Below are 25,777 nucleotides of genomic sequence, written 5' to 3'. Positions count from 1 at the left end.
CTCCTTGGCGGCGGGCGGGGGGGGGGCGGCGGGGGGGGGGGGCGGGGGGGGGGGGGGGGGCGCGGGGGGCGGGGGGGGGGGGGGGGGGGGGGGGGGGGGGGGGGTTGGGGGGGCCCCCCCCCCCCCGCCTCCAGGCGGTCGCGCTCCTGCCCGCTGGCCCGCGTGCCTGCCTGCCCGCCTGCCCGCCTGCCCGCTTGCTCGCCGAGTGGGCACGAAACGTCGCGTTCGCGGCCGCTGTGCGGCCGGTTCCGCCCGCTCGCCGAACGCGAGCGGCGAGTCGTGCCCGCTCGACCGCTCAGCCCGGGCGACGCATTCCGCCCGCTCGCCTGCTGGCGGGGGCGCGGCCTACTGCACCGCGGCGCGCAGCGGCGCCGTCGCGAACTCCCGCATGCCGCGCTCGAAGTCGACCTCGGCACGCCACCCGAGCTCGGCGGCGATCCGGTCCGACGACGCCGTCACGTGCCGGACGTCCCCGAGGCGGTACTCGCCCGTGACGACCGGTCGCGGCCCCTCGGGACCGGCGATCGCGGCCGCCATCTCGCCGATGGTGTGCACGACGCCGGAGCCGACGTTGTACGCACGGAAGGTCTCCGCCGGGAGCTCCGCCGTCGCGGCGATCGACGCGGCGTTCGCGCCGGCGACGTCGTCCACGTGCACGAAGTCCCGACGCTGGCGGCCGTCCTCGAAGACGCGGGGGGCCTCGCCGCGTGCGAGCGCCGAGCGGAACAGCGAGGCGACGCCGGCGTACGGCGTGTTCGCGGGCATGCCCGGCCCGTAGACGTTGTGGTACCGCAGGGCGATCGCGCGGCCTCCGGTGGCACGGGCCCACGACGACGCGAGGTGCTCCTGCGCGACCTTCGTCTGCGCGTACACGTTGCGGGGGTCGAGCGCGGCGGACTCGTCGATCAGGCCCGGCAGGAGCGGCGTGCCGTCCGGCCCGATCGGGTCGAACTCACCAGCGTCGAGGTCGGCCCGGCGACGGGCAGGCGGGCGCACGGGCTCGCCGGCGGCGGTCGTGTACGCCCCCTCGCCGTAGACGACCATCGAGCTCGCGACCACGAGCCGGCCGATGCCGTGGCGGTCCATGCCGGCGAGCACGTGGGCCGTGCCCGCGTCGTTCGTCGAGACGTAGTCCGGGGCGTCCTGGAAGTCGACGCCGAGGCCGACCTTGGCGGCCTGGTGGCACACCACGTCCACACCGTCGAGGGCCGCGTCGAGGGCGACCCGGTCGCGGACGTCGCCGTGCACGAACTCGATGCCCTGCTGCTGGTGGGCGGTGACGACCTCGGCGGGGTCGCCGTGCACGTCGTCGCGGAGGGAGTCGAGCACGCGCACCTCGTGGCCCTCGGCCCGGGCGCGGCGGACGATGGCGGAGCCGATGAAGCCGGCGCCGCCGGTGACGAGCAGGCGGGTCACGCGGTGGCTCCCGTGGTCGCTGCTGCGGGCCGTGCGCTCGTCATGGCGCTCGCGCTCGCCTCGGCCGGGACGAGCTCGCGCGGGGTGTAGTCGTCCGGGATCGCCGCCACGATCGAGCCGATCGCGCGGACGATCACCTCGTTCGCGCGGGCCAGGCGCTCCATCACCATGCCGTGCGTGACCGGGGCCTCGCCGGTTCCGGCGGCTGCCTGCGCTTCCGCCTCGGCCTCGGACGGGGCCAGGCCGGCATCGGCGTCGGTCACGAACGAGAGGTTCACCGTCCCGATGCCGAGCTCGGCCGCGAGGGGCACCTCCGGCGTCATCGTCATGTTGATCGTGTGGCCGCCGGCCTCGCGCATCCAGACGGACTCCGCACGCGTCGAGAACCGCGGCCCCTGGATCACCACGCACGTGCCCGTCGGGCGGAACGGCACGTCGAGGCGCTCGATCGCACCGATCGCGACGCGTCGGAGCACCGGGTCGAACGGGTCTGCGAAGGAGAGGTGCTGCACGGCGTCCTCGAAGAACGTGTCCGCGCGGCCCCACGTGCGGTCGATGAGCTGGTCGGTCACGACGAAGGTCCCCGGGGCGTAGTCGGGGTGCAGCCCGCCGACGGCGCTCGACGACACCACGGCGCGGACCCCGAGCGACCGCAGCGCCCACAGGTTCGCGCGGTGGTTGATGCGGTGCGGGGCGACGGAGTGCGCGCGACCGTGCCGGGTGAGGAACGCGACGCGCTTGCCGGCCATCGTGCCGATGCTGATCGGGCTCGACGTGGCGCCGAACGGAGTGTCGACGTCGATCTCGTCCGCGGTGCCGGGTTCGAACAGCTCGTAGAGGCCCGAACCGCCGATCACCCCGATGCGCGTCTCGTCCACAGCCCCGGTCGTGGTCACGTCGTTCTCCACAGGTCCTCCGAATGGTCCTCGGCGCGTTCTGCGCGCTCGTTACGCTACTGGGACCACCCCCGGCCGGACCGGGAGCGGGCACACTTCTCACCTGTTCGGAGGCGCACGTGCGAACGATCGGTCAGCACCGCGACGAGATCGCGGCCCTGGTCGCGCCGGTCCTGTCCGCCAGGCGCTCCGCGGTCCCGGAGGCGCGGGACATCGACGACCTCGCCACCGGTGCCGGCGGCGGACGGGGGCACCGCGTGCTCGCACGTGCCGTCGTCGCACCCGTGCCGCTCCCACCGTTCGACAACAGCCAGATGGACGGCTTCGCCGTCCGTGCCGCCGACGCCGGTCGCGTGCTGCGGGTGGTCGCCCCGATCCCGGCGGGGACGATGCCACCGGCGCTGGACCCCGGGACCGCTGCGCCGATCATGACGGGGGCGCGCATCCCGCTCGGCGCCGACGCGGTGTTCCCGGTCGAGGCCACCGACCCCGGGGCGTTCCCCGCGGCGCTGGCCCTCGCCGATGTCAGGGTGCCGGACGACCTCGCCCCCGGGACCTTCGTCCGGGCGACGGGCACCGACCTGCCGAGCGGGGGCGAACTGGCTCCTGCCGGTGCTGCCGTGACACCCGCGGTGCTCGGGACGCTCGCCGCGGCCGGGGTCTCGACGGTCGACGTCGTCCGGCAGCTCCGGGTCCTCGTCGTGTCCACCGGCTCCGAACTCCAGGGCGCCGGTGACGCCACGATCGGCGACGCCAACGGGATCGCACTGCGGGCGGCGCTCGCCGAGGTCGGAGTGGCCTCGCGGTCGGTGCGGGTGCCGGACGACGAATCGACCTTCGTCGCGGCCCTCGACGATGCGGTGGGGGACTGGGCCGACCTCGTGCTCACCACGGGTGGCATCAGCGCCGGGGCGTACGAGGTCGTGCGGCAGGCCCTCGAACCGCGGGGTCTCGCCGTCACCCCCGTCGCGATGCAGCCCGGCGGCCCGCAGGCGTTCGGCACCGTCGAACTCGCCGGGCGTCCGGTCCCCGTGGTGTCCTTCCCCGGCAACCCCGTGTCGGCCCTCGTCTCGTTCGAGGTCTTCCTCCGCCCGCTCCTGGCGGCGGACGCCGGGATCCCCGACGACCGCGTCGCCGCGGTGCTGCCCGCTGCGGACACCGCGACCTCGCCGGAGGGCAAGCACCAGGTCCGGCGCGGCCGGGTCGAGGACGGCCGCGTGCACTTCGTCGGGGGTCCCAGCTCGCACCTGCTCGCGCACTACGCCACCGCCACGCACCTCGTCCACGTCCCGATCGGCACCGCTACCGTGGCGCCCGGTGACCCGCTGACCGTCTGGAGCCTCCGATGACCGACCCGACTCTGCCTGGCGTCGACGAACTCTCGCACGTCCGCGCCGACGGCACCGCCCACATGGTCGACGTCTCCGAGAAGGACGTCACCGCGCGGTCCGCCACCGCGACCGCGACCCTCGTCACCCGCCCCGACGTCGTCGCCCGCATCCTCGACGGCTCGCTGCCCAAGGGCGAGGTGATCGGCACCGCCCGCATCGCCGCGATCATGGCGGTGAAGAAGACCTCCGACCTCATCCCGCTCTGCCACCCGCTGCCGATCGCCGGGGTCGAGGTCGACATCACCGGCGACGACGACCGCGTCCTCGTCGAGGTGTCCGTGCGGACGACCTCACGGACCGGCGTCGAGATGGAAGCGCTGACCGGCGCGAGCGTCGCGGCCCTGACCGTGTACGACATGGTGAAGGCCGTCGACCGCACGGCCACGATCACGGACGTCCGGGTACTCGAGAAGCACGGCGGACGCTCGGGGGACTGGAGCAACCGATGACCTCGCAGCCGACCAAGGGCCGGGCGGCCGTCGTGGTGGTGTCGACCCAGGCGTCCGTCGACCCCGCGCTCGACCGGACCGGTCCCGTCATCGCGGGCTGGCTCCGCGAGCGAGCCTTCACCGTGGCCGAGCCGGTCATCGTGCCCGACGGCGGCCCGATCGCCGAGACGGTCTCCGCCGAGCTCCTGTCGGACGCCCGGGTCGTGATCACCACGGGCGGGACCGGCGTCACCCCGACCGACCGCACGCCCGAGGCGATCGCACCGCTCATCGACCTCGAGCTCCCGGGCATCACCGAGGAGATCCGGCGCCGCGGACTCGCCGGAGCAGGACCGACCGCGTTGCTCAGTCGTGGCATCGCGGGGATCGCCGGCGGCGGCACCCTCATCGTCACGCTCCCCGGGTCCCGCGGCGGTGTCGCCGACGGACTCGCGGTCCTCGACGGCCTGCTCGACCACGTCCTCGCCCAGGTCTCGGGCGAGGGCCACGCCCCGCGGAGCGCCTCGTGACGGACGCTGCGACGGTCGGCGACCGGGTCGTGGTGGCGGACGTCGTGGACCGCTGGATCACCGTCGACGAGGTCTCGGCCGTCGTCGCCACCGACCAGGACGGCGCCGTCGTCACCTTCGCCGGGGTCGTCCGCGACCACGACGGCGGCAAGGGCGTGACCGCGCTCGAGTACGAACGGCACCCGAGCGCCGGCGAGGTCATCGCCGAGGTGGCCCGGACCATCGCCGACGCCCACCCCGAGGTCCGCATCGCCGTGCTGCACCGCGTGGGCGCGCTCGGCATCGGGGACGTGGCGCTTGCCGCAGCCGTGTCGTCCCCGCACCGGGCCGAGGCGTTCGCTGCCTGCGGTGCGCTCGTCGACCTCGTGAAGGAGCGGGTGCCGATCTGGAAGCACCAGCGGTTCACCGACGGCTCTGACGAGTGGGTCGCCGCCCTCTGACAGATCCTCAGTCGATCTGGTTGCATCGGGGGCGATGACCGACACCGCAGCACGGGCCGCGTCCCGGTGGGCGCTGGCCGAGGAACGCGCACGGCTCGTGCTCGACGCGCAGCCGCCGCGACGCCTGCCCATCGCCACGCTGACCGTCGCGTTCGCAGCAGCGGTCCTCGCGCTGATCGCCGCTGCACTCGTGTTCGCACCGGACTCAGACGGACGCTGGGTGGCGGCGACCGTCGGCGTCGGCGTCGGCTTCGCGGTCGTCATCCTCGACTCGAGCCGGACGTTCCGATCGAGCCGACACCTCGAGCGACTCCCCGTGACCCGGTCGCTGTCCGGCCGTGAGCGGCACGCCGTCGACCGGGCGATCCGGGGACGTGTGGACGCTCCCGACGAACGGCTGGACGTGGTGCGCGCGACCGCGGTGCAGTCGAGCAGCGGCCGCGCCCTGCTGTCCACCGGCGGCGGGCTCGTGCTCCTGACCTCGGTCGCGGTCTCGAACATCTTCTTCTGGCCGCTCTACCTCGCCGCCGCGATCGCCGCCGCCGTCGCGGTCGGGTTCGGGTTCCGCGACGTCGTCGTCGCGCGTCGGTACCTCGCCGGCGACCCTGTGGATCCCCGCAGCGGACCGTTGCCGGATCGCAACTGCGGCACGCGTTCGGGGCGTAGCGCCGGTTCCTAGCCGATCCATAGAATCCGAGACCATGAGCGTGCTGTTGTACGGGGCCGGCGTGGTCCTGCTGGTCTTCGCCCTGATCGACATCCTGACGAAGACCGACGACCAGATCCGTGGGCTGCCCAAGTTCGCCTGGGTGCTCCTCGTGGTCCTCGTCCCCGTCGTCGGCAGCATCGTCTGGTTCGCCGTCGGACACGACTGGGCGCCGGGCGAGCGGAACCACGGCCGGTACCTCGAGCCGGCTCGCCACGAAGACCGGTACGCCACGCTCGGCGATGCCCGCAACGCCCACGGCGACAAGCGGGTGAGCGGCACGGAGCAGGAGCTCGCCGAGCTCGAGCGCGAGATCGAGTACTGGGAGGCGCAGGCGCGCCTCAAGCGGGCGAAGGAAGCCGCCGGCGAGGGTGAGCCGACCACCGGGACGTGACCCGCGCCTCCCGACCCGCGCCGCACCCCTGACGGACGCACGGTGCGAGGTCCCGCCCGCCGTGCGATCCGCAGCCCGTCCCACGGAGCGCGGAACCTCGCACACTGCGGAACGCCCCCCCGCACCGACCACCCGGCCACGCCGCCTACCCTTGACGGGTGGCTCATCTCCTCGGCGCCGAGAACCTGCATCTCGAGTTCCCCACCAAGGTCGTCTTCGACAACGTCACCCTCGGCATCGACGAGGGCGACCGCATCGGCGTCGTCGGCCGGAACGGCGACGGCAAGTCGACCCTCCTCGCCCTGCTGTCCCAGCGCCTCGAACCGGACGGCGGCCGCGTCACGCACCGCCGCGGCCTGACCGTCGGGTACCTCGACCAGCGCGACATCCTGCCTGCGGGCGAGACGGTCGGCACCGTCGTCGTGGGCGACCTCGCCGAGCACGAGTGGGCCGGCGACCCGAAGATCCGCGACATCATCGGCGGCCTCGTGTCGGACATCCCGTGGGACGTGTCGGTGGACGAGCTGAGCGGTGGCCAGCGCCGCCGTGTCGCCCTCGCGCGCCTGCTCGTCGGCGACTGGGACGTCCTGTTCCTCGACGAGCCCACGAACCACCTCGACGTCGAGGGCATCCAGTGGCTCGCCGAGCACATCAACCGCCGGTGGTCCGCGAACCAGGGCGGCATGGTGGTCGTGACGCACGACCGGTGGTTCCTCGACGCGGTGTCGACCGACACGTGGGAGGTCCACGACGGCGTCGTCGACCCGTTCGAGGGCGGCTACGCGGCGTACATCCTCCAGCGCGTCGAGCGTGACCGGCAGGCCGCCGCGAGCGAGCAGCGTCGGCAGAACCTGGCCCGCAAGGAGCTCGCGTGGCTCCGCCGCGGCGCCCCGGCCCGCACGAGCAAGCCGAAGTTCCGCATCGACGCGGCGAACGCCCTCATCGACGACGTGCCGCCGATCCGCGACACGGTTGCCCTCGCGAAGACCGCGACCGCGCGCCTCGGCAAGGACGTCGTCGACCTGCTCGACGTGAGCGTCTCGTTCGACGGCACCGAGATCCTCGACCGCATCGAGTGGCGGATCGCGCCGGGGGAGCGCACCGGCATCCTCGGCCCGAACGGTGCCGGCAAGTCGACCCTGCTGAGCCTCGTGTCCGGGCGCCTGCAGCCCACGAGCGGCCGCGTCAAGACCGGCAAGACCGTGCAGGTCGCCGTCCTCGACCAGCAGCTCGCCGATCTCGCGCAGTTCGCCGACGACCGCGTCCGCGAGGTCGTCGCCCGCAAGAAGACGAGCTACGTCGCCGACGGCAAGGAGATGACGCCGTCCCAGCTGCTCGAGCGGCTCGGATTCACCTCGGCGCAGCTCTCCACGCCGGTGAAGGACCTCAGCGGTGGCCAGAAGCGCCGCCTGCAGCTCATGCTCATCCTGCTCGACGAGCCGAACGTCCTGATCCTCGACGAGCCCACGAACGACCTCGACACCGACATGCTCGCCGCCATGGAGGACCTGCTCGACACCTGGCCCGGCACCCTCCTCGTCGTGAGCCACGACCGGTACCTGCTCGAGCGCGTGACCGACCAGCAGTACGCCGTGCTCGGCGGGCACCTGCGGCACCTGCCCGGCGGCGTCGACGAGTACATGCGGCTCCGTGCGGCCGGCACCGGTGGCGGGACCGCGTCAGCGGCTGCCGCCGCGTCTGCCGGGAGGCCCGACACGGCTGGCGGGACCGGCTCGGCCGGTGCTGTGGCCGGGTCCACCGCCACGGCCGGTCCCGGCGCGTCGGCCGGGACCGCCTCGGGCTTGTCAGGTGCGGAGCGGCGGACGGCCGAGAAGGAGATGTCGGCGCTCGACCGCAAGATCGCGAAGGTCGGTGCCGACCGGAAGCAGCTGCTCGACCAGTTCGCGACGCACGACCAGTCGGACTACGCGGGTCTCGGGGAGCTGCAGTCTCGCCTGGCCGCTCTGGAATCCGAGGTCGAGCAGCTCGAGGAGCGCTGGCTCGAGGTCGCGGAGCAGCTCGGGGTCTGAGCGGTCTCCGGGGCCTACTCGGCTGGCTTCGCGTCCTCGGGGGCCCCGCCGCCGGGGTTCGCGACGACCTCCCACAGGTGCCCGTCGGGGTCCTGGAAGAAGCCGGACCACATGCCCCACGGCCGCGTGTACGGCGGCGCGAGCATCGTCGCACCGGCGGCCCGCGCGCGGTCGAGGAACGCCTCGGCGTCGGCCTGGCTGTCCACGAAGTGCCCGATCGTGCTGCTCGGCGCGGTCGCGAGGCCGACCCCGGAGTCCTTCGCCATGTCGTCGCGGCCGTACACGCTGACGATGAGTCCGTCGTCGAGCGTGAACATCGCCGTGGTGCCGCCCGCCTCGGTGTCGGTCGCGGGGTACTCGGTGCCGATCACCCCGCTGCCGTCGATCCCGAGCAGGGCGCGGTAGAACTCCGCCGAGCGTGCGACGTCGGCGACGGCCAGGGTGATCGCGTGCATGGGCCGGAGGCTACCCCCGCAGCGCCGGAGCGTGTCCGCCGCACCGCCACAACGCCGCTGCCAGGGCGTCGATCTCCTTCCGGGCACCGGGGTCGCTCGTGCCCTCGGCGAAGACCGTGAACACGATGCGGTCCCCGCCGACCTCGTCGGTCACCCCGGTCAGGCCGTACATGTCGTCGAGCGTCCCGGTCTTGCCGCGGACGTGCCCGCGGGCGTCCGCTGCGGCGCCGGTGAAGCGGCCGTCGTCGCCGAGCGTGCCCGTCCGTCCCGCGACCGCGAGTCCGGCGTCGACCGGGCCGAGGCCGTCCTGCTTCGCAGCGACGGCGCGCATCAGCGTGGTGAGCGCCGAGGCGGGTACCCGGTTGTCCGGGCTGAGGCCCGAGCCGTCGACGAGGCGCAGCCCTTCGGTCGGTACCCCGTAGCGCACCAGGGCCTTCGTGCTCCCGGCCTGCACGGCGTCGAAGGAGCGGCCGGCACCCTCGGCGATGGCGACGTGGCGGGCGAGCACCTCGGCGAGGGTGTCGTCGGAGTCCGTGAGCAGCATCCCGACCAGTTCCGACACCGTCGCCGACCGCACGGTCCCGAGCACCTGCGCGCCGGACGGCACCGGCACCGAGGTCGTGTCCACCCGGACGTCCGGCCCGAGGAGTGCCGCGAACGCCGTCGCAGCGCGCGCGACCGCCCCGGCGCTCCGCAGCGAGTACGACTCGGTCGGGTCGTCGCGGTCACCGTCGACCATGAGCGACGTGACGTTCGAGACGCTGCCGCTGGTCCGAGCGCTCTCCGGCCAGCTCGGGTGCCACGCCGGCCCGTCGAACAGGCTGGTGTCGACCTGCACCGAGCTCACCGGCTGCCTTGCACGAGCCTCGAGCACCTGCCGCGCGAGGTCGTCGAGGTGCGGTGCGTGCGGGTAGACGCTGTCCTGACCGGACGGCAGTCGGCTCAGGGTCGGGTCACCGCCGCCGACCAGCACGACCGCGCCCGGATCGGTGCCGGCGACGACCCGGGTCGTGAACCGGTGGTCGGGTCCCAGCGCGGACACCGCCGCGGCTGCCGTGACGACCTTCATCGTGCTGCCGGTCTGCGTCGGCTCGTCACCCCGGTGCGTCAGGACCGTCTTCCCCGTCCGGGCCGATCGCGCGTCGAGGAACAGCGCACCGTGGTGCCAGCGGGCGGCGAGGTCGTCCGCGGTGCAGAGCTCGCCCGCCGCCTTCGCCTGGCGCTGCGCACCGATGGCCGAGGTCGTGGCCGTGATGCCCGCCGCCAGCAGCAGGAGCACCAGCACGAAGAGCAGGGTGGAGCGGCGGCGACGGATGAGGGCGCGGAGTCTGGGCACGTCGATCATCGTCGCCGGAGCCGGCTTCGTCGCACATCGACCCGACGACCGAAGCCCGGCCCCTGGACTCGGCCGAACGGATGAAGCTGCTCGGCGGTCGGGTCAGTCGCCGAGCCCGAGGATGAGGCGTCGGAGCAACCCCGACAGCTGGTCCTGCTCGGTGTCGGACACCCCCGCGAGGATGGCCCGCTCGGCGGCCAGCAGGTCCGCGATCGCGGCGTCCACCGCTGCGCGCCCCTCGGCGGTCAACGACACGAGGATGCCCCGGCCGTCCTTCGGGTCGGTCCGACGCGCGACGAGCCCGCGGGCAGCCAACCGGTCCACCCGGTTCGTCATCGTGCCGCTCGACACGAGCGTCTGCTGGAGGAGCGTCTTCGGGCTCAGCTCGTACGGCTCACCCGCCCGCCGCAGTGCCGACAGGACGTCGAACTCCCACGGCTCGACGTCGCTCGCGTCGAACGCCGCACGCCGTGCACGGTCGAGGTGTCGGGCGAGCCGGTCGACGCGGGACAGGACCTCGAGCGGGCCGAAGTCCAGGTCGGCGCGCTCGCGACCCCACGCCGCGACGATGCGGTCGACCTCGTCCTCCTGCGGCATCCCACCATCTTGGCGGAAGCAGGGGCTACACGGCCAGCCGCCGCGGCCCGTGCCCGGGGATCAGTCGAACGCGAGCACGATCTTGTCCCGGGTCTCGCCCGACTCGAGGAGCCGGTGCGCCTCGCGGGCTTCCCGGACCGGCAGCGTCAGGCGTCGCTTGAGGCGGAGCGCTCCGGACGCGAGCAACGGCATCGTGACCGCCAGCGCGTCCGGCGCACGGTCGGGGCTCGGGTGGGACAGGAGCGCTCCGGACGAGGCGACCTCCGGGCCCCCGACGAGGGTGACGACCCTGCCGGGGTCACCGACCACGGACACCGCCTCGGCCAGGCCGCCGCGACCGGCCGCGTCGATGACCGCGTCCACCGTCGTGTCGACGTGGTCGAAGACACCGGGACCGGACGCGACGAACTCGCCGCCGAGGTCGCGGACGAGCGCGGCGTCGTGTTCCCTCGCGACGCCGATCACCCGGATGCCCCGGGTCCGCGCCAGTTGCACGACCATGCTCCCGACCGCGCCGGCGGCACCGAGCACGACGAGCGTCCCTCCGGGCTCGATCCCGACGGCGCGCATCGTGCCGACGGCGGCGTCGGCCGAGGCGGGCAAGGCGGCCGCGGCGTCCCACGGCACCGAAGCGGGCTTCGGGTACCAGACCGGGGTGGCGACGAGCTCGCCGTACCCGCCCTGGGCCGGCAACAGCGCGGCGACCTCGTCCCCGACGCGCGCATCGGCCCCGGCTCCGACCTCCTCCACGACACCGGCCGCCTCGAATCCCAGGACGTCGCCGGGGCGCTGCGGGAAGACCGACGTGAGGTTGCCGGCGCGGATGTGCAGGTCGGTCGGGCCGACCGCCGCCGTCCGGACACGGAGGAGGACCTCGCCCGGCCGGACCACCGGCGGCTGCACTGAGCGCCACTGCAGGACCTCCGGACCTCCGAAGGCTGAGATCACGATCGCGTTCGACATGGTGCTTCCGTTCCTGTGGCCGGCGAGGACTGCTTCCCCGTCCCTGCACCGTAGGCAGTTCTCGGGAGGCCGAGCGTGTCCATGGCGCGGACACCCTGCCCGGGAGTGCGCCGTCGGACTCGTCGGTCGTGGGAGGATGGCCGGGCGCCTCCGTGCGCGTTCCGCCTTGGTGTAATGGCAGCACGACGGCCTTTGGTGCCGTTAGGTCCGGGTTCGAATCCTGGAGGCGGAGCTCGGCTCGATCAGAACATCGTGTTCGCGTTGGCCGCTTGCTCCGGTACCTGCTGCATCACGTCCCAGTGCTCGACGATGCGTCCGTCCTCGAGTCGCCACAAGTCCGCGACGGCCATGCCGCGGTCGCCCGGTGCGAGGTGGAACGCACTGTGGGTGACGACGAGGTCGCCCTCGGCGACGGTCCGCTTGACGTCCACGTGGAGTCCGGGGAACCGTGTGCGCATGGAGTGCACGTAGGCGATGAATGCCTCCGCACCGTCAGGGGCCGAGGGGTTGTGCTGCACGTAGCTCGTGCCGAGGGCGCGCGATGCCGCGGCCTCGGGCTCGCCGTCGTTGAACGACTGCGTGTAGAAGCCCACGACGGTCTCGGTGTTCTCGGCGGTCGACATGGGTGTTCCTCTCCGCGGTGCGCCTCTCCGCGGTGCGCCCTCTGCGTTCCGCTGACCAGATCTTCGCCGGTCGCGCGGCCCGGCAGCCTGCCCCCGACCGGGACACGCTCCCGGGCCGTCGCCTCCGTACGGTCGCTGGCACCAACCGAACGGAGATCCGATGCCCGCTGTGCAGTTCACCCGCGAGTCACCCGAGGTCGGACGCGTGGTCGTCTCCGATCCACCCGTCGGCCTGATGACGGGGGCGACCGTTCACGGCCTGGCCGACGTCGTCGCGGGGCTCGCGGGCGACTCGGACCTCAAGGTGCTCGTCTTCGAGAGCAGCACCGACGACTTCTTCCTCAACCACTTCGACCTCGCGCGGATCGACGACTTCCCCGGAGGTGCGGCCTGGCTCGATCTCGTCGTCGCGCTGTCGGAGGCCCGGTACATCACGGTCGCGGTGATCCGTGGGCGCACGCGCGGCGGCGGCAACGAGCTCGCGCTCGCACTGGATCTGCGGTACGCGAGCCGGCAGCGCGCCCGCTTCGGACAGCCCGAGGTCGGCACGGCGGTCGTCCCTGGTGGTGGCGGGACGGAGCGGCTACCCCGTCAGATCGGACGTGACCGCGCGCTGGAGGTCATCCTGACCAGCGCGGACTACGACGCAGACACCGCCGAGCGCTGGGGGTGGGTGACGCGTGCGCTCGACGACGACCAGCTCGACGAGTACGTGGCCGGCGTCATCGGGCGCCTCGCTTCCTTCGACGGCGACGCGCTCGCGACCGCGAAGGCGATGGTCAACCGTGCCACCCTCCCGCCGAAGGCCGACCTCGAGTCCGCCTACCGCACCTTCGAGGAACGCATGGCGAGCCCGTCGTACCGCGCACGGGCGGCGGCCGGTGCTGCGCGTCTCGACGACGACCAGCTGCTCGCCCTGGAACTCGAACTCGGTGAGTTCATCGGAGCGGCCGCTCGACGTCGGGTCGCCGACGCGTGAGACGGCGGACGGGAGGCGCGGTGCGGGCCCGACCCGCGCCTCCCGTCCGATCTGCGGTCGTGACGGGAATACCTGACGCGTCAGGTAGTTGTAACCGCTGTGCAACAGCGACTGAGCGAGCGACAACTGGCCACGTGGCAACGGCTCCAGGTGGTGACGGAGCGGCTGCGCCGCCGTGTCGGCGCCGACCTGCGCAACGGAGCCGACCTGTCGGAGGCGGAGTTCACGGTGCTCGCGCACCTGGTCGACATGGGCGGCGACGCCCGGCCGACGACGTGCGCCGCGGCGATCGGCTGGGACTCCAGTCGCCTCGCCCACCAGCTGCGCCGGCTCGAGCGACGAGGACTGGTCGAACGGCGCGGAGGCCTCCGGGACGCGCGCGGATCGTCGATCGTGATCACCGACTCCGGGCGGTCCGCCCACCGGGCCGCCGTCGGGTCGCACCTCCGTGCTGCGGCGACGTGGTTCGGCGACGCGCTCGACGACGCAGCACTGGCAGGGCTCGACGGCGCACTGCGCGCGCTCGAGGAGCACATGCGCCGATTGGACGGCGACGGACCGGACGACGGACGTCCGGAAGCAGACGAACACGAGGAGCACGGACGATGAGCACCATCGACACATGGACGACACCCACTGCGGACCTGACAGGACGGACGGTCGTCGTGGTCGGCGGCAGCGGCGGCGTGGGGGAGGGCGTGGTCCGGTCGGTGCTCGCCGCGGGCGCGACCGTGATCGCGACCGGACGGGACGGCGCGCGACTCGATGCCGTCGCGGCACGGCTCGCGACGGCCGGGCTCCCCGGCACCCTGCACACGAGGGTGCTCGACGCGATGAACCCCGGGCTGGACGACGACGTGACCGCGATGGCGCAGGAGTTCGGGGCGTTCGACGGCGTGGTCGTGTCGCTCGCATCCTGGGGCGACCAGGGCCGGAAGCCGGCGCTGGCGCTCGACGACGACGAGTGGCAGCGCCTGCTGGACGGCAACCTGACGAGTGTCTTCCGGGTCTTCCGGGCGTTCCTGCCGCGGATCACCGGGACCGGAGTGCTCATGCAGTTGAACGGCATGAGCGCGGACATCCCGTTCCCCGGGAGTGCCGGGGTCGCGCTGAGCGCCGCGGCGACGAAGTCCCTCTCCCTGACGCTGGACGCCGAGCTCGGCGGACGCGGTCCACGCGTCGCGCAGCTCGTGCTCGGGGTGGTCCGGACCCGCGCCCGGCAGGCCGCCGGGATCGACGACCCGCGGTGGATCGACGCGACCCAGGTCGGCGACCACGTCGCGCACCTGGTCGCCGGGAGCAGCCCGCTCGCCCGCACCGCCCTGCAGTACTTCACCGATCGAGCCGAGGGCCCGCGTCCCGGGTCCACCGTGCGCTGAACCGAGGAACCATGGACATCGTCCGACCCAGCGACACCGGGTACGCCGCACTGCAGCACGTCTACTCGAGCACCGGCCGACCGGGATCGATCCTGCTCCCGCGCACGACGACCGAGGTCGCCGAGGCGCTCGCGATCGTGCGCGCGTCGGGGCGCCCGTTCGCGGTGCGCAGCGGCGGGCACGGCATCAGCAGCATCGCCACCAACACCGGTGGCGACGTGATCGACCTCCGTGCCCTCGCGTCCGTCGAGCCCCGGGGAGGCCGGTCGGTCCGCGTCGGGCCCGGCGCGCGCTGGGGCGCCGTGGCGTGGGCGCTCGCCCCGCACGGCCTCGCGATCAGCTCCGGCGATTCCGGTGACGTCGGGGTCGGCGGCCTCGCCACGACCGGTGGCATCGGCCTGATGGGCCGTGCGCACGGCCTCACCATCGACCGCCTGCGAGGCGCGGAGATCGTCACGGCGGACGGGACCGCACGGCGCGTCTCCGGCGACGAGGAACCAGACCTGTTCTGGGCGATCCGTGGCGCCGGCGCGAACTTCGGGATCGTCACGGCGTTCGACTTCGAGGCCTCGGAGACCGCCGACGTCGTGCAGACCACCGCGGTGTACCAGCCGATCGACCTCGCTGCGTTCCTGCAAGCCTGGGGCCGGACGGTGGAGACCGCGGCGCGTCCGGTGTCAGCCTTCCTCTACCTGGGGGCGGGGCCGACGCCGTTCGCGCAGGCGACCATCGTGTACGCCGGCGACGACCTGGAGGCGGCGGCCCCGGAGATCGAACGCTTCCTGCGGATCCCGGGCCTGGCCGGGCAGCGGGCCGCCGTGACGCCGTACGCGGCGGTACCGCTGACGAGCGGTGCGCCGCACACCGGGCAGCAGCGTGCTGCCACCCACACCGGGCTGGCCGTGCACCTCGACCAAGACCTGTCCGACCGGATCGCGGTGTTGCTCCGCAGCGCCGGCGTGGACATGGTCCAGATCCGCTCGGTCGGCGGCGCGATCAACGACGTCGACCCGGCGGCGACCGCCTACGCGCACCGGCACCAGAACTTCTCGGTGACTGCGGTGTCGGTCCGGGGCGGCGACGCGTTCCACGACGCGTGGGAGTCCGTGCACCCTCGGATGGACGGCATGTACCTGAGCTTCGAGACCGATCACGCACCGAGCGCCGTGGCCGAGGCGTTCCCGCCGGCGACGCTCGCGCGGCTGCGGGACCTCAAGGCCCGGTGGGACCCCGACGACCTGTTCGACCAGAACTTCGACGTGTCGCGGACATCGGCGGAGCTCAGCTGAGGGCGACGGCGCCCGCGATGCGGTCCGCGAGGTCCGCGAGCGCGGCGGCGCTGTCGGACCCCGGCACGGCGTGGTACGCGCAGAGCAGGTACCCCGGTGTGTTCGGGACCACGAACGTCTGGTGGCGGAGCGTGATCTGTCCGTACCCGTCGACCGAGGGCCGGACATCCCCGTCGTAGTACGGGTCGACCTCGTGGCGCTCCCAGAGCCGGCGGAACACCGGGTCCGCCTCGGCGAGCCTCGCCGCGGTCTCGTGGAGCCGGGGGTCGTACGGGTGCCCGTAGAACCGCATGCGGCGTGCGGTCCGGTCGGCGAGCGCCGGCCAGGTCGGCAGCGCTCGGACCTCCGGGAAGGTGAAGACCACCTCGGGGATGCTCCTGCCGACCTCGAGCCCGAGCGGGACCACCCACCGCGCGAGGGCGTTCGAGAGCACGACCTCGTGGCGGGAGTTGATGATGTACGCGGGTGTGTTCGGCCAGGAGTCGAGGATGGCGGACATCGCCTCGATCGAGACCGCGGCCTCGGCCGCCGCCACGTCCAGCGGCTGCACCGTGCTGAGCCGCAGCAGGTGCTGGACGCCGGCATCGTCGAGCCGCAGTGCCCGGGCCAACGCGTGGAGGACCTGTTCGGACGGTGCGCGGTCGCGACCCTGCTCCAGCCGCAGGTAGTACTCCTGGCTGATCCCCGCGAGCCCGGCGACCTCGTCGCGACGGAGCCCCGGGACCCGGCGGCGCGTGTGCGACCGTACGTCGACGTCCTCGGGGCGGGTCGCCGCCCGACGCGCTCGGAGGTAGTCGCCGAGCGGTGTCCCTGTCGCGATCACGACCCGTCCTCCCTCCCTGCCGGCGCGTCCGGCGCCGTGGTTCCTCCATCCTGTCGCATTCCCGGTCCCGGGATGCGCCAGGTGTCCCCGACGGGGACACCCTCGCGCCTGCTCGGACCCGTACCGTCGGCGCAGTGCGAAGGGAGTGTCGTGCACGATCCACCGGTCCGCCGGGCGCACGTCACCGTCGCCGCCCGTTTCGACTGCTCGCCGAGCGCGACGTGGTCCCGCTTCGTCGACTTCGCCGACGGGCACGTCGGTCCCGACGGTGCGACCGAGCTCCTCGCGCCCGGTACGAGTCGCTGGATCCGGCGGCTCCCTGGCGACCTGGGCGTCGTCGAGGAGCGTTCCCGCACCGAGGACGGCGTCGTCGCCTATCGCGCTCGCGTCCCCGGCGGTTCGGCGGTCGACGACGTGGACGGCGTCGTCCGCGTGTCCCAGGAGGCAGAGGGGAGCCTCGTCACGTGGACGACCGAGGCGGTCACCGCCCCGTCCGCGTCCGAGCGCGAGCGCGTCCGGCAGTGGCTGGCGGATCGGCTCCGGACCGCCGGGGGCACGGTCCTCGCCCCCCTCACCATGGACGTGTGGCTCGGAGGCTACCGGGACGTCGCCCGCACCGGTCTCGACGGCACGGGCACCGCGACGTGGTCGCCCACGACGGCGACCCTGGTCTCCGGCGAACACGACGCCGTCCTCGTCGACGCCCTGATGACGGCGGACGAGGCCGACGCCCTGGTCGAGTGGATCCGAGGCAGCGGGAAACGGCTCCGAACCGTCGTGGTCACCCAGGGCCAGGCAGACCACTTCTTCGGCCTCGGTCGCGTCCTGCGGGCGTTCCCCGACGCGGTCGCGACGGCCGTCGCCGACGTCGCCACGCGTGCGCTCGACCAGACGGCGCCCGCACACCGTTCCCGGTGGGAGTCGTTGTTCCCCGGACGGCTCCCCGGATCCCTCACCGCTCCGACCCCCGACCCGGCCGGGGTCGTCGACCTCGAGGGCCATGCACTGCAGCTGTTCGACGTGGGACGGATCGGCGACCGGCCGACGAGCCTGGTGTCGGTCCGGCACCTCGACGCGGTGATCGGCGGCGACCTCGTCTACAACCGCGTGCACCCGTGGCTCGTCGGCACGGACGCGGATTCCCGACGGAGCTGGGCGCGGGCACTCGACCTCGTCGAGGCGCTGCGTCCGGCATGGGTGATCGCGAGTCACCGGCACCCGGCTTCCCGTTCCGACGCCGCTCGACCGCAGGTCGCCGCGCTCCGCAGGTACCTCGGCGACGTCGAGACGGTGCTCGCGGACCACGGTGATGCCGGTGGGTTCGTCCGCGAGATGCTCCGGCGGTGGCCGCGGTTCGGCAACCGATCGACGTTGGAGGCCTCCGCGGTGGCCCTGTACACGATGGGCCCCCCGCCATCGGAGGCCGAGTTGCCAGACCTGCTCCCGCGTCGTCCGCAGGACGAGGCGGACGAGCCGACGGACCTCGTCTGAGACGCGACTCAGGTTACGCTGTCCCCGACCGGGAGGAGCGTCGTGGGCGACACGGACCTCGCAGCGCGGCTCCGGACACTCCGGCTCGCAGCCGGCATGACGCTCGAGACCCTCGCGGAACGATCGGGCGTGAGCGTCCGGGGCATCAGCGACATCGAGCGCGGCCGCAGTCGCCACCCGCAGCCCCGCACGATCGAGGCGCTGGTCTCCGGACTCGGGCTCGACGACGCGGCACGTCGATGGCTCCGGGCGCCGCTGGTGGGCGCGGGGCCGGACACCGGACGCACCGATTTCCGCCCGCCGCGCGTGGCGGACTTCACCGGGCGCTCGGGTGAACTCGACCGGCTCGTCGCGGACCTCGACCGGCCGTCGGGCCCGCCGGTCGTCGTCGTCTCCGGACCACCCGGCATCGGGAAGACCGCGCTCGTGACGGAGGCGATCGGACGAGCGTCCGCCGCCGAGCGCCGCGTGTTCGTGGACCTCGCCGGACACGGCCGACCGGCGACGACCGCGTTGGAGGTGCTCCAACGCGTCCTCCGACAGTGCGACCCGGACGATCCGCCCGGCACGTTGGCGGCAGCGAGGGCGCGGTGGTCGGAGCTGTGCTCGGCCGAACGGGTGCTGGTGCACCTCGACAACGTCTCAGGCGAGGACCAGGTCCGACCCGTGCTCGTCGAAGGACGGTCGACCGTCGTCGCGACCTCGCGTCGGACGCTCGCGGGTCTCGACGCGGACCGGATCGTCCTCGACGTGCTCGGACCGGAGGACGGTCGTCGCCTGCTCGAACGCATCGTGCCGGCCGAGCAGCGCGATCCTGCTGCGGTCGACGAGCTCATCGCGCTGTGCGACGGATTCCCCCTCGCGCTCCGCGTCGCCGCCAACCGCATCGCGAGCCGTCCGGCCACGAGCGTGGCGGACCTCGTCGCCCGCATGCGGTCGACCGATCGCCGACTCACGCTGCTCGTGGCCGGCGACGTCTCGGTCGCGGCGGCGATCGCGGTTTCCTACGACGACCTCGACCCGGCGACGGCCGCCGTGTTCCGGGCGACCGCGGCACTCGACGGCGTCACGTTCGGCGCCGACGTCGTCGCGGCGGCGGTCGGCGCGAGCCCAGACGAGACCGAGGCCCGACTCGAGGGACTGGTCGACCTCGGCCTGGTCGAACCCCGGGGCACGCGGTACCGCGTGCACGACATCATCCGGCTGTTCGCGCTCGAGCGGCTCCGCGAAGACGCCCGGACCGAGGCAGCTGCACGCGAGCGGCTCACCCGGTGGTTGCTCGACCGGCTCCTCGCGGCCGGGTCCGCGTTCGTGGTGCCCGGCCGTGCCCCCGTCGCACAACCGGACGCCGATCAGGACGTCGCCCGCGACTGGATCATCGGAGAGGTCGACCACTGGTGGCCGGCCTTCCGCCGGGCCGCCGCGCTCGGGTGGCACGAGATCGTGGTCGCACTCACGACCGTGCTGCAGTGGTTCGGGAACCTCTGGCCGGACTGGGGACGGTGGTACGAGCTCGACCTCGTGGCACAGCGAGCAGCGGACGAGCTCGCGGACGATGCCGCGCGTTCACGAGTGGCGGGACATCTCGCCTGGGCCGCGCACGTCGAACGAGCCGACCACGGACTGGCCACGCAGCACGCGGACGAGGCGCTCGCCGCGGCGGAACGTACCGGTGCCGTCGATCTGATCGCATGGGGGCACTACCACGTCGCCTGGAGCGCACTCGACCGCGGGGATCCGGTCACCGCCGAAGTACACGCACTCGCTGCGGTCGCGGGGTTCGAGAGCGAGGACGACCCGGTCTTCCTGCACCAGGCGCGGGGCATGTTGGGCCTCGCCCTGCAGGCACAGGGTCGGTACGACGAAGCGGTCGCCGCGCTCCGAGCGGCGGTCGACGGCATCGTGGAGGGGCTCGACCCCGTCGACGAACGCGTTCGGTACGCGCAGGCGCTGGCCCGCGCGGCGCTCGCCAGCACGCTCCTCGAGTCCGGTGCGCCGAGCGAAGCGCTCGACGTCCTCGACGCCGGGCTCCGGACGCTGCCGGACGACACCGGGACGTCCATCGGGCTGCTGCTCCGTTCGCGGGCGGCGGTGCTGGTGGAGCTCGGACGACCCACCGAGGCGCTGGCCGACGTGGACCGCGCGCTCCGCGCCTTGCCGGCACGCGTTCGTCCTGCTCGCCTGGACGCCCTGCAACGGGAGTTGGCGGCGCTCCGCGACTCGCTCACCGGGCCGAGCGGCTGAGGGCACGCGGGACGAGGGCGTCGCCCGGCGGTCAGACCTCGACGGCGCGTCGTCCACGAGCGGTCGTGACCTCGTCTCGCAGCGCCGCCAGCGCCCGCGCACCGTCCGTGCCGTCCGCCGCGTGGAAGGCGGTGAGCACGTACCGCTGCGGGCCCGGGACCTCGAGCGTCTGGCACGTGAGGGTCACCCGGCCGTGGCCGTGCACGTCCTGGTCGATCGAGCCGTTGAGGTACGGGCGGGCGTCGTGCCGTGCCCAGAGCCGCCGGAAATCCGGATCCCGGACGGACAGGGTGCCGATGATCTCCTGCAGCCGCCGATCGCGGGGATCGCTCCCGTACCGCAGCGTCGCCGCGGTCCGGGCGGCGGCCTCCGGCCAGTCCTCCATCACCGCGCGGCCGAACGGCGAGAACACCGCCAGCGGCAGGTTCACCCCGGGTGTCAGCCCGCCGCCCGTCATCGCCCGTGCCAGCGGGTTCACGACCAGGACGTCCTGGTTGCCGTCCATGATGTACGCCGGCGTCCCGGTCCACTGGTCGAGGAGGCCGCTCAGCGTGTCCATGACGCGAGCCGGCGTCGTGTGGTCGTCGGAACGAGCCTCGCCGGTCTGGATCCGGACGAGGCGGTCCATGTGGTCCACCGCGTCCTGGTCCAGGCGGAGCGCACGGCCGAGGGCGTGCAGCACCTGGTCCGACGGTTGGCGGTCGCGGCCCTGCTCGAGTCGGAGGTAGTACTCCTGACTGATCCCGGCGCGGCGGGCCACTTCGTCCCGTCGCAGCCCGACGACCCGCCTCGGCGTCGACGACACGATGCCGACGTCCTGCGGCTGCACGAGTGCTCGTCGTGCGCGGAGGTACTCACCCAGAGGCGTGATCGCAGTCGGCATGGCATCGCTCCCGCTCGTCCTCGCTGCACCGTCGTGAACGGTGCTGCATGATGTCGGGTACCAGCCCACCAGGCACCCGGCGTCGGCACCATGCAGAACGCAGGCAGGAATCGAGGAGCACGTGCAGGAACGACCCGACGGCGAGCTCCTCCGGCGGTTGCGCACCACTGCGGGCCGGACGCTGGCCGACCTCGCCGACGCCGCCCACGTCGGCGTGCGGACCCTCAGCGACATCGAGCGAGGGGTCGCGCGGCGCCCGCAGCGCGCGACGATCGAGGCGATCGCGGCGGCACTCGGCGTGACGTCAGCGGAACGGGACGCGCTGCTGTCGATCGGTCGGGCCCGTCCGTCGACGGAGGCGAGCGCCCCGGACGTCGTCGGCGACTTCACCGGACGCGACCGCGAACTCGGCAGGGTGCTCGACCGTCTCCGGGGCGCCCACGCGGGTGCGGTGATCGTGTCCGGCGGCCCCGGGGTCGGCAAGAGCACGTTCGCTGCGGAGGCGCTCCGCGTCCGCGGTGTCCCGTGGATCCACGTCGACCTCGGCGGGCAGACGGCCGCCCCGCTGTCGGCGCTCGACGTCCTCCGCCGTCTCGTCTCCCTCGCCACCGACGGCACGGAAGAGGCACCGGTGATCTTCGACGCGGCGGCAGCACGGTGGCGCGAACTCAGCGCCGACCACCGGCACGCGGTCCTGCTCGACGATGCCGGCAGCGAGGCGCAGGTGCGTCCGGTGGTCGACGCGGCGGGACCGGGGGTGCCGGTGATCGTGACGAGCCGGAGTCCGCTGGCCGGACTCGACGCCGGACTCCGCCTCCAGGTCGAGCCGATGCCGCTCGCCGATGGCCTCGCGTTGCTCGAGCGGATCGTGCCCGACGTGGCGAGCGAGCCGGCCCTGGCGGCGGTGGCCGAGCACTGCGCGGGGATCCCGCTGGCGCTGCGGATCGCCGGGAGCCGCATCGCGGCACGGACGGACGACGTCGACGGCTTCCTCGGTGCCATGCGCGCCGAGGAGCAACGGCTCGGCGCCCTCCGGCACGGTGACCGCTCGGTCGAGGCCGCGTTCGCCGTCTCCTACGAGCGGCTCCCGTCCGTCACGGCGCAGGTGTTCCGCTCGCTCGCGGTGATCGACGGGACGAGCTTCGATGCACGGACCGGCGGCGCTCCCCTCCGGCTCGACGACGTGACCGCCGAGGACGCACTCGAGGAGTTGGTGGACCTCGGTCTCGTCGAGCCGCGCGGTGGGAACCGGTACCACGTGCACGACCTGCTCCGGGCGTTCGGCGCCGATCGGATCGACGCCGAGGACGGTCCCGGCGCGTCCCGTGCGCTGCGGGAGCGACTGCACCGGTCGGTCCTCTCGTCCCTCGATCGAGCGGCACGGCGGTTCGCTCCCGAGTCCGCCCGCCGTGACCAGGCCGATCCGGAGTTCGCCGACCCGGCAGCGGCGAAGCGGTGGATCACCGGTGAGGTCGACCACTGGTGGGCGGCGTTCCGCGCCGCGGTGTCGGACGGGCTGCACGGCGACGTGATCCGGACCGCGGCCGGTCTCGAGTGGTTCTCCAACCTGTGGCCGGCATGGGGGCACTGGTACGAGCTGTTCGGCGACGCGGTCGACGCCGCGCACGCGGCCGACGACCGAGCGTCGGCAGCGCGGCTCCTCGGTCTGCAGACGTGGGCTGCCCTCATGGAGCGCGGCGACCGGACCGGTGCGCTCGAGCTCGCCACGAGGGGTCTGGCGGACGCCCGTGCGGCAGACGACGACGCCGTGTCCGCGAGCGCCGAGTACCACGTCGCGTGGGCACACCTGGCGCTCCGACAGCCGGAGCTCGCGCTGCCGCACATCGACGCCGCGATCGACGGGAACACGCGGACCGGGGACGACGCCGCGCTCGTCCAGTGTCGCTCGATGGCGGGCGCAGCACTCCACCTGCTCGGCCGGCACGCCGAGGCGATCGCGTCCTTCCGAGCGGTCCTCCGCGACCTCCAGCGGGTCGGGGAGGGCGACCCCGGGGCGGTGTTCACCCGGGTGGTCGCGCTGGAGGAGATCGCGAAGTCGGCCAACGCGCTGGGGCGATGGGACGAAGCCCGGGACGCGGCGGACGCGGGGTTCGGTGCGGCGTCGGCACTGTCGTGGGACACGGGTGCTGCTCGCGCGCTCCGACAGCGTGCCGAGGCGCTGTTCGGTTCCGGGGAGGCCGACGGAGCCCGACGCGACGCCGAGCGCGGGATCGCCCTGGTCGACGCCGATCGGGCGGACGCCCAGGCGGCGGTGGTGCTCGGCGAGCTCCGCGCGCTGCTCGAGCGGATCGACGGCCGCGCGCCCTGAGCGGAGACTGTCCCCGGCAGAGACAGGCGCACGGCCTTCCTCGCTGGCTAGCCTGCGACGGTGCAGCGAGACCCTGACGACCGACCCATCGTGCGCGCCCGCGACGTCGAGCACGCCTATCCCGGTCGCGCGGCCGAGCCGGTCCTGCGCGGGGTGTCGCTCGACGTCCAGCGCGGCGAGATGCTGGCGGTCGTCGGCCCGAGCGGCTCCGGCAAGAGCACGCTGCTCGCGTGCCTGTCCGGTCTGGAACGCCCGCTCCGGGGCACCGTGGAGATCGACGGCACCGACATCGGCCCGCTCTCGCGGCAGCGGTCGGCCCGGTTCCGACGCGGTCGGGTCGGCTTCGTCTTCCAGTCGTACAACCTGCTCCCGGCACTCACCGCCCGGGAGAACGTGGCGCTGCCGGCACGCCTGGCGAAACGCCCCGCTGATCGCCGGACGGTCGACGCCGCACTGGAGGCCGTCGGGATGCTCGACTCCGCACACCGGTACCCGGATTCGATGTCCGGCGGACAGCAGCAGCGCGTGGCGATCGCCCGGACGCTCGTCGCACGGCCGCAGGTGGTGTTCGCCGACGAACCGACCGGGGCGCTCGACACGGTGGCCGGCGGCGCGGTGCTCGACCTGCTGCGGCACACCGCCTCGGGGCAGCGTTCGGTCGTCATGGTGACGCACGACCTCGCGGCCGCGGCGCGGGCCGACCGCGCGATCGTCCTGCGGGACGGCGTCGTCCACGCGGAGCTGGTCGCACCGGACGTCGACGCGCTCTTCGACTCGATCGAGCGTGCGTCGGTACGCGCATGATCCTCGTCCGCCTGGCGGCAGCCGATCTCCGCACGTCGTGGCGCGTCTGGGCCGGCCTGTGCGCGGTGTCCGCGGTCGCCGCACTGGCAGGCAGCGTCCCCGGTGTGCTCGTGGTCGGCGGCCTGCGGACACCCGGGGTCCGGGGGCTGGCGCTGCTGTCCATCGCGGGCACGACCGCCGCGTTCGGGCTCATCGCGATCCTCGTGGTGGTGTCCGCCGTGGTGCGGCTCACCGCGGGGCTCCTGGAGCGGACGTACGCCCTCTGGCAGCTGGCCGGCGTCACTCCTCGAGGGGTCCGTGTGACGGTGCTCGTCCAGACCGCACTCGTCGCCGTGCTCGGCGCCGTGGTCGGAGCGGCCGCGGCTGGCGTCGTCGTCCCGGCCGCCGTCGACGCAGCCCTGGCCGGAGCCTCCGGACTCGACGGGGTCCGGGTGGCCGCTTCCTGGGCCGAGGCCGTCGTCGTCGTCGGGCTGACGGTCACCGCCGCGGTCGTCGCCGGGCTCTCGGGGAGCCGCCGCGCCGCCACGACCCCGCTGCTGCTCGGTGTCGGACCGGGTGTGCGCGGACGTCGACCGCCGATCCTCCGTGCCACGGTCGCGGCACTGCTGACGGCGCTCGCGGCGAGCATGCTCGCCGGACTCCCGGCGTCCGTACCGGACGGCGCGGCGTCGGCACTCCTCATCGGTCCGGTGCTGGTCGCGGCGGTCGCCGTCCTCGGCAGGTCGGTCGGTGCACCCGTCGTCCGGCTCTGGACGGCGGCGGTGCCGGCGAGCGCGTCGGTGTCCTTCGCTCTCGCGCGCGCAGCTGTCCGGCGGGCTGCGGCTCGGAGCGACACGACGCTCGCGGCGCTCCTGGTGGCCGTGGCCCTGCCGACGGCGCTCGTCGGGGGTCAGCGGACGGCGGCGACAGCGACCGGAGACGACGCGACCGGGAGCGGCTCAGCGGTGACGACCGTCCTCGTCCTCAGCGGCCCGGTCCTGCTCGCCGCCGTCGGGGCCGCGGCGACGGCGGCGATGGCGGCTCGGGACCGCGCGCAGGAGCGCGAGCAGCTCCTGGCCGTCGGCGCGACCCCGGCCTTACCAGTGGCCGTCGCGGCACTCGAGGGTGTCGTCCTCGGGGTGAGCGGCACGCTCATCGCCGCGGCCACCGTGGGCGTCTCCGTCATCGCGGAGTGGGCGGTGCTCGTCGGGCGGTACCCGTCGACCAGGCCGATCGTCCCCGTCGCGGTCCTGGTGGTGATCGGCGCGCTGTGCACGGCTCTCGTCGTGCTGTCGTCCTTCCTGCCGGCCGTGCCGGGGCGGACACGGAGGAGGACCTCGCCGGGCGACTGACGGCGACGTATGCTCACACC

The 25,777-nt window shown here is 73.8% G+C and carries 25 protein-coding genes, 1 tRNA gene and 1 pseudogene; 18 read left to right on the top strand and 9 right to left on the bottom strand.

The features are described 5' to 3' along the window. Positions 1 to 345 precede the first annotated feature (345 nt). Both ACIPEP_RS10990 and ACIPEP_RS10985 read right to left on the bottom strand, forming a co-directional pair. Positions 346 to 1,416, bottom strand: coding sequence for an NAD-dependent epimerase/dehydratase family protein (locus tag ACIPEP_RS10990; RefSeq protein ID WP_261645787.1), 1,071 nt, complete (start codon positions 1,414 to 1,416; stop codon positions 346 to 348). Continuing rightward, entirely contained in the window at positions 1,413 to 2,312 is a 900-nt protein-coding gene (locus ACIPEP_RS10985; RefSeq protein WP_254789371.1) for an MTAP family purine nucleoside phosphorylase, read from the bottom strand. Before ACIPEP_RS10985 ends, ACIPEP_RS10990 begins: the two co-directional genes overlap by 4 nt. A 119-nt stretch (positions 2,313 to 2,431) precedes the next feature. Here ACIPEP_RS10985 and glp point away from each other — a divergent pair, with 119 nt between their 5' ends. The 8 genes and pseudogenes from glp to ACIPEP_RS10945 all read left to right on the top strand — a co-directional run bounded on the left by glp (position 2,432) and on the right by ACIPEP_RS10945 (position 8,231). Continuing rightward, positions 2,432 to 3,661 (top strand): gephyrin-like molybdotransferase Glp, encoded by a 1,230-nt coding sequence (gene glp / locus ACIPEP_RS10980; RefSeq protein WP_402717271.1) that lies wholly within the window; start codon positions 2,432 to 2,434, stop codon positions 3,659 to 3,661. After that, a complete protein-coding gene (gene moaC, locus ACIPEP_RS10975; RefSeq protein WP_402717270.1) occupies positions 3,658 to 4,152 on the top strand; it encodes a cyclic pyranopterin monophosphate synthase MoaC in 495 nt (164 codons plus the stop codon). The genes glp and moaC overlap by 4 nt, the downstream gene beginning before the upstream one ends. Next, positions 4,149 to 4,661 (top strand): molybdopterin-binding protein, encoded by a 513-nt coding sequence (locus ACIPEP_RS10970; RefSeq protein ID WP_261645783.1) that lies wholly within the window; start codon positions 4,149 to 4,151, stop codon positions 4,659 to 4,661. Before moaC ends, ACIPEP_RS10970 begins: the two co-directional genes overlap by 4 nt. After that, complete coding sequence (locus tag ACIPEP_RS10965) at positions 4,658 to 5,101, top strand: molybdenum cofactor biosynthesis protein MoaE (RefSeq protein ID WP_402717269.1); 444 nt, start codon at positions 4,658 to 4,660, stop codon at positions 5,099 to 5,101. The genes ACIPEP_RS10970 and ACIPEP_RS10965 overlap by 4 nt, the downstream gene beginning before the upstream one ends. A gap of 34 nt (positions 5,102 to 5,135) precedes the next feature. Continuing rightward, positions 5,136 to 5,780 carry a hypothetical protein gene (locus ACIPEP_RS10960; RefSeq protein ID WP_402717268.1) on the top strand — a complete coding sequence of 215 codons (645 nt, stop codon included), beginning with the start codon at positions 5,136 to 5,138 and terminating at the stop codon, positions 5,778 to 5,780. A gap of 22 nt (positions 5,781 to 5,802) precedes the next feature. Further along, the gene (locus ACIPEP_RS10955) at positions 5,803 to 6,201 is read left to right on the top strand and encodes a PLDc N-terminal domain-containing protein (RefSeq protein ID WP_070416948.1); all 399 of its coding nucleotides are present in this window, start codon (positions 5,803 to 5,805) and stop codon (positions 6,199 to 6,201) included. A gap of 158 nt (positions 6,202 to 6,359) precedes the next feature. Then, positions 6,360 to 6,828 (top strand): annotated as a pseudogene (locus tag ACIPEP_RS10950) (ATP-binding cassette domain-containing protein); the annotation flags it as partial. Positions 6,829 to 6,884: 56 nt separating this feature from the next. Further along, the gene (locus tag ACIPEP_RS10945; RefSeq protein WP_402717322.1) at positions 6,885 to 8,231 is read left to right on the top strand and encodes an ABC-F family ATP-binding cassette domain-containing protein; all 1,347 of its coding nucleotides are present in this window, start codon (positions 6,885 to 6,887) and stop codon (positions 8,229 to 8,231) included. Positions 8,232 to 8,245: 14 nt separating this feature from the next. Here ACIPEP_RS10945 and ACIPEP_RS10940 read toward each other — a convergent pair whose 3' ends face one another. The 4 genes from ACIPEP_RS10940 to ACIPEP_RS10925 form a co-directional block, all read right to left on the bottom strand. Then, positions 8,246 to 8,686, bottom strand: coding sequence for a VOC family protein (locus ACIPEP_RS10940; RefSeq protein WP_402717267.1), 441 nt, complete (start codon positions 8,684 to 8,686; stop codon positions 8,246 to 8,248). Positions 8,687 to 8,696: 10 nt separating this feature from the next. Beyond that, on the bottom strand, positions 8,697 to 10,031 hold the full coding sequence (locus ACIPEP_RS10935; protein ID WP_402717266.1) for a D-alanyl-D-alanine carboxypeptidase/D-alanyl-D-alanine-endopeptidase: 1,335 nt from the start codon (positions 10,029 to 10,031) through the stop codon (positions 8,697 to 8,699). Between the two features lie 93 nt (positions 10,032 to 10,124). Then, a complete protein-coding gene (locus ACIPEP_RS10930; protein ID WP_402717265.1) occupies positions 10,125 to 10,619 on the bottom strand; it encodes a MarR family winged helix-turn-helix transcriptional regulator in 495 nt (164 codons plus the stop codon). Positions 10,620 to 10,679: 60 nt separating this feature from the next. Further along, the gene (locus ACIPEP_RS10925) at positions 10,680 to 11,582 is read right to left on the bottom strand and encodes an NADP-dependent oxidoreductase (RefSeq protein ID WP_071295080.1); all 903 of its coding nucleotides are present in this window, start codon (positions 11,580 to 11,582) and stop codon (positions 10,680 to 10,682) included. Between the two features lie 160 nt (positions 11,583 to 11,742). Here ACIPEP_RS10925 and ACIPEP_RS10920 point away from each other — a divergent pair. Beyond that, positions 11,743 to 11,814: transfer RNA gene (locus ACIPEP_RS10920), tRNA-Gln, on the top strand. A 10-nt stretch (positions 11,815 to 11,824) separates the two neighbouring features. Here ACIPEP_RS10920 and ACIPEP_RS10915 read toward each other — a convergent pair. Beyond that, the gene (locus tag ACIPEP_RS10915) at positions 11,825 to 12,205 is read right to left on the bottom strand and encodes an ester cyclase (RefSeq protein WP_071295117.1); all 381 of its coding nucleotides are present in this window, start codon (positions 12,203 to 12,205) and stop codon (positions 11,825 to 11,827) included. Positions 12,206 to 12,365: 160 nt separating this feature from the next. Here ACIPEP_RS10915 and ACIPEP_RS10910 point away from each other — a divergent pair, with 160 nt between their 5' ends. The 4 genes from ACIPEP_RS10910 to ACIPEP_RS10895 all read left to right on the top strand — a co-directional run bounded on the left by ACIPEP_RS10910 (position 12,366) and on the right by ACIPEP_RS10895 (position 15,852). Next, on the top strand, positions 12,366 to 13,184 hold the full coding sequence (locus ACIPEP_RS10910; protein ID WP_309889253.1) for an enoyl-CoA hydratase/isomerase family protein: 819 nt from the start codon (positions 12,366 to 12,368) through the stop codon (positions 13,182 to 13,184). Positions 13,185 to 13,283: 99 nt separating this feature from the next. After that, positions 13,284 to 13,793, top strand: coding sequence for a MarR family winged helix-turn-helix transcriptional regulator (locus ACIPEP_RS10905; RefSeq protein WP_402717264.1), 510 nt, complete (start codon positions 13,284 to 13,286; stop codon positions 13,791 to 13,793). Further along, the gene (locus ACIPEP_RS10900) at positions 13,790 to 14,563 is read left to right on the top strand and encodes an SDR family NAD(P)-dependent oxidoreductase (protein WP_309889256.1); all 774 of its coding nucleotides are present in this window, start codon (positions 13,790 to 13,792) and stop codon (positions 14,561 to 14,563) included. Before ACIPEP_RS10905 ends, ACIPEP_RS10900 begins: the two co-directional genes overlap by 4 nt. An 11-nt stretch (positions 14,564 to 14,574) precedes the next feature. Continuing rightward, a complete protein-coding gene (locus ACIPEP_RS10895) occupies positions 14,575 to 15,852 on the top strand; it encodes an FAD-dependent oxidoreductase (RefSeq protein ID WP_309889258.1) in 1,278 nt (425 codons plus the stop codon). Here the strand turns inward: ACIPEP_RS10895 and ACIPEP_RS10890 are convergent. Continuing rightward, positions 15,845 to 16,675 (bottom strand): helix-turn-helix transcriptional regulator, encoded by an 831-nt coding sequence (locus ACIPEP_RS10890; RefSeq protein ID WP_175473757.1) that lies wholly within the window; start codon positions 16,673 to 16,675, stop codon positions 15,845 to 15,847. The genes ACIPEP_RS10895 and ACIPEP_RS10890 overlap by 8 nt on opposite strands. 150 nt (positions 16,676 to 16,825) lie before the next feature. Here ACIPEP_RS10890 and ACIPEP_RS10885 point away from each other — a divergent pair, with 150 nt between their 5' ends. Both ACIPEP_RS10885 and ACIPEP_RS10880 read left to right on the top strand, forming a co-directional pair. Next, positions 16,826 to 18,166 (top strand): MBL fold metallo-hydrolase, encoded by a 1,341-nt coding sequence (locus ACIPEP_RS10885; RefSeq protein ID WP_402717263.1) that lies wholly within the window; start codon positions 16,826 to 16,828, stop codon positions 18,164 to 18,166. Between the two features lie 42 nt (positions 18,167 to 18,208). Beyond that, positions 18,209 to 20,410, top strand: coding sequence for a helix-turn-helix domain-containing protein (locus ACIPEP_RS10880; protein ID WP_336697672.1), 2,202 nt, complete (start codon positions 18,209 to 18,211; stop codon positions 20,408 to 20,410). Between the two features lie 31 nt (positions 20,411 to 20,441). Here the strand turns inward: ACIPEP_RS10880 and ACIPEP_RS10875 are convergent, their stop codons facing one another. Next, entirely contained in the window at positions 20,442 to 21,293 is an 852-nt protein-coding gene (locus ACIPEP_RS10875; protein WP_336697671.1) for a helix-turn-helix transcriptional regulator, read from the bottom strand. Between the two features lie 121 nt (positions 21,294 to 21,414). On the opposite strand from ACIPEP_RS10875, the gene ACIPEP_RS10870 reads away from it, so the two are divergent. The 3 genes from ACIPEP_RS10870 to ACIPEP_RS10860 are packed head-to-tail and all read left to right on the top strand — an operon-like array spanning position 21,415 to position 25,757. Next, positions 21,415 to 23,622 (top strand): helix-turn-helix domain-containing protein, encoded by a 2,208-nt coding sequence (locus ACIPEP_RS10870; protein ID WP_402717262.1) that lies wholly within the window; start codon positions 21,415 to 21,417, stop codon positions 23,620 to 23,622. A gap of 60 nt (positions 23,623 to 23,682) precedes the next feature. After that, positions 23,683 to 24,426: an ABC transporter ATP-binding protein gene (locus ACIPEP_RS10865; RefSeq protein ID WP_309889266.1), complete on the top strand. Its 744-nt coding sequence runs from the start codon at positions 23,683 to 23,685 to the stop codon at positions 24,424 to 24,426. After that, positions 24,423 to 25,757, top strand: coding sequence for a hypothetical protein (locus ACIPEP_RS10860; RefSeq protein WP_402717261.1), 1,335 nt, complete (start codon positions 24,423 to 24,425; stop codon positions 25,755 to 25,757). Before ACIPEP_RS10865 ends, ACIPEP_RS10860 begins: the two co-directional genes overlap by 4 nt. Positions 25,758 to 25,777 lie beyond the last annotated feature (20 nt).

The sequence above is a fragment of the Curtobacterium sp. NPDC087082 genome, assembly GCF_044745045.1.
GTDB lineage: Bacteria > Actinomycetota > Actinomycetes > Actinomycetales > Microbacteriaceae > Curtobacterium.
The sequence above is the reverse complement of the archived record's forward strand: the minus strand, read 5'-3'. Positions and strand labels throughout refer to the sequence as shown.

Excerpts from the sequence above, each read along its gene's own strand:
- moaC (WP_402717270.1), top strand. The coding sequence starts at position 3,658 with ATGACCGACCCGACTCTGCCTGGCGTCGACGAACTCTCGCACGTCCGC.
- ACIPEP_RS10970 (WP_261645783.1), top strand. The coding sequence starts at position 4,149 with ATGACCTCGCAGCCGACCAAGGGCCGGGCGGCCGTCGTGGTGGTGTCG.
- ACIPEP_RS10960 (WP_402717268.1), top strand. The coding sequence starts at position 5,136 with ATGACCGACACCGCAGCACGGGCCGCGTCCCGGTGGGCGCTGGCCGAG.
- ACIPEP_RS10955 (WP_070416948.1), top strand. The coding sequence starts at position 5,803 with ATGAGCGTGCTGTTGTACGGGGCCGGCGTGGTCCTGCTGGTCTTCGCC.
- ACIPEP_RS10945 (WP_402717322.1), top strand. The coding sequence starts at position 6,885 with ATGGTGGTCGTGACGCACGACCGGTGGTTCCTCGACGCGGTGTCGACC.
- ACIPEP_RS10940 (WP_402717267.1), bottom strand. The coding sequence starts at position 8,686 with ATGCACGCGATCACCCTGGCCGTCGCCGACGTCGCACGCTCGGCGGAG.
- ACIPEP_RS10935 (WP_402717266.1), bottom strand. The coding sequence starts at position 10,031 with ATGATCGACGTGCCCAGACTCCGCGCCCTCATCCGTCGCCGCCGCTCC.
- ACIPEP_RS10930 (WP_402717265.1), bottom strand. The coding sequence starts at position 10,619 with ATGCCGCAGGAGGACGAGGTCGACCGCATCGTCGCGGCGTGGGGTCGC.
- ACIPEP_RS10925 (WP_071295080.1), bottom strand. The coding sequence starts at position 11,582 with ATGTCGAACGCGATCGTGATCTCAGCCTTCGGAGGTCCGGAGGTCCTG.
- ACIPEP_RS10915 (WP_071295117.1), bottom strand. The coding sequence starts at position 12,205 with ATGTCGACCGCCGAGAACACCGAGACCGTCGTGGGCTTCTACACGCAG.
- ACIPEP_RS10910 (WP_309889253.1), top strand. The coding sequence starts at position 12,366 with ATGCCCGCTGTGCAGTTCACCCGCGAGTCACCCGAGGTCGGACGCGTG.
- ACIPEP_RS10900 (WP_309889256.1), top strand. The coding sequence starts at position 13,790 with ATGAGCACCATCGACACATGGACGACACCCACTGCGGACCTGACAGGA.
- ACIPEP_RS10895 (WP_309889258.1), top strand. The coding sequence starts at position 14,575 with ATGGACATCGTCCGACCCAGCGACACCGGGTACGCCGCACTGCAGCAC.
- ACIPEP_RS10875 (WP_336697671.1), bottom strand. The coding sequence starts at position 21,293 with ATGCCGACTGCGATCACGCCTCTGGGTGAGTACCTCCGCGCACGACGA.
- ACIPEP_RS10860 (WP_402717261.1), top strand. The coding sequence starts at position 24,423 with ATGATCCTCGTCCGCCTGGCGGCAGCCGATCTCCGCACGTCGTGGCGC.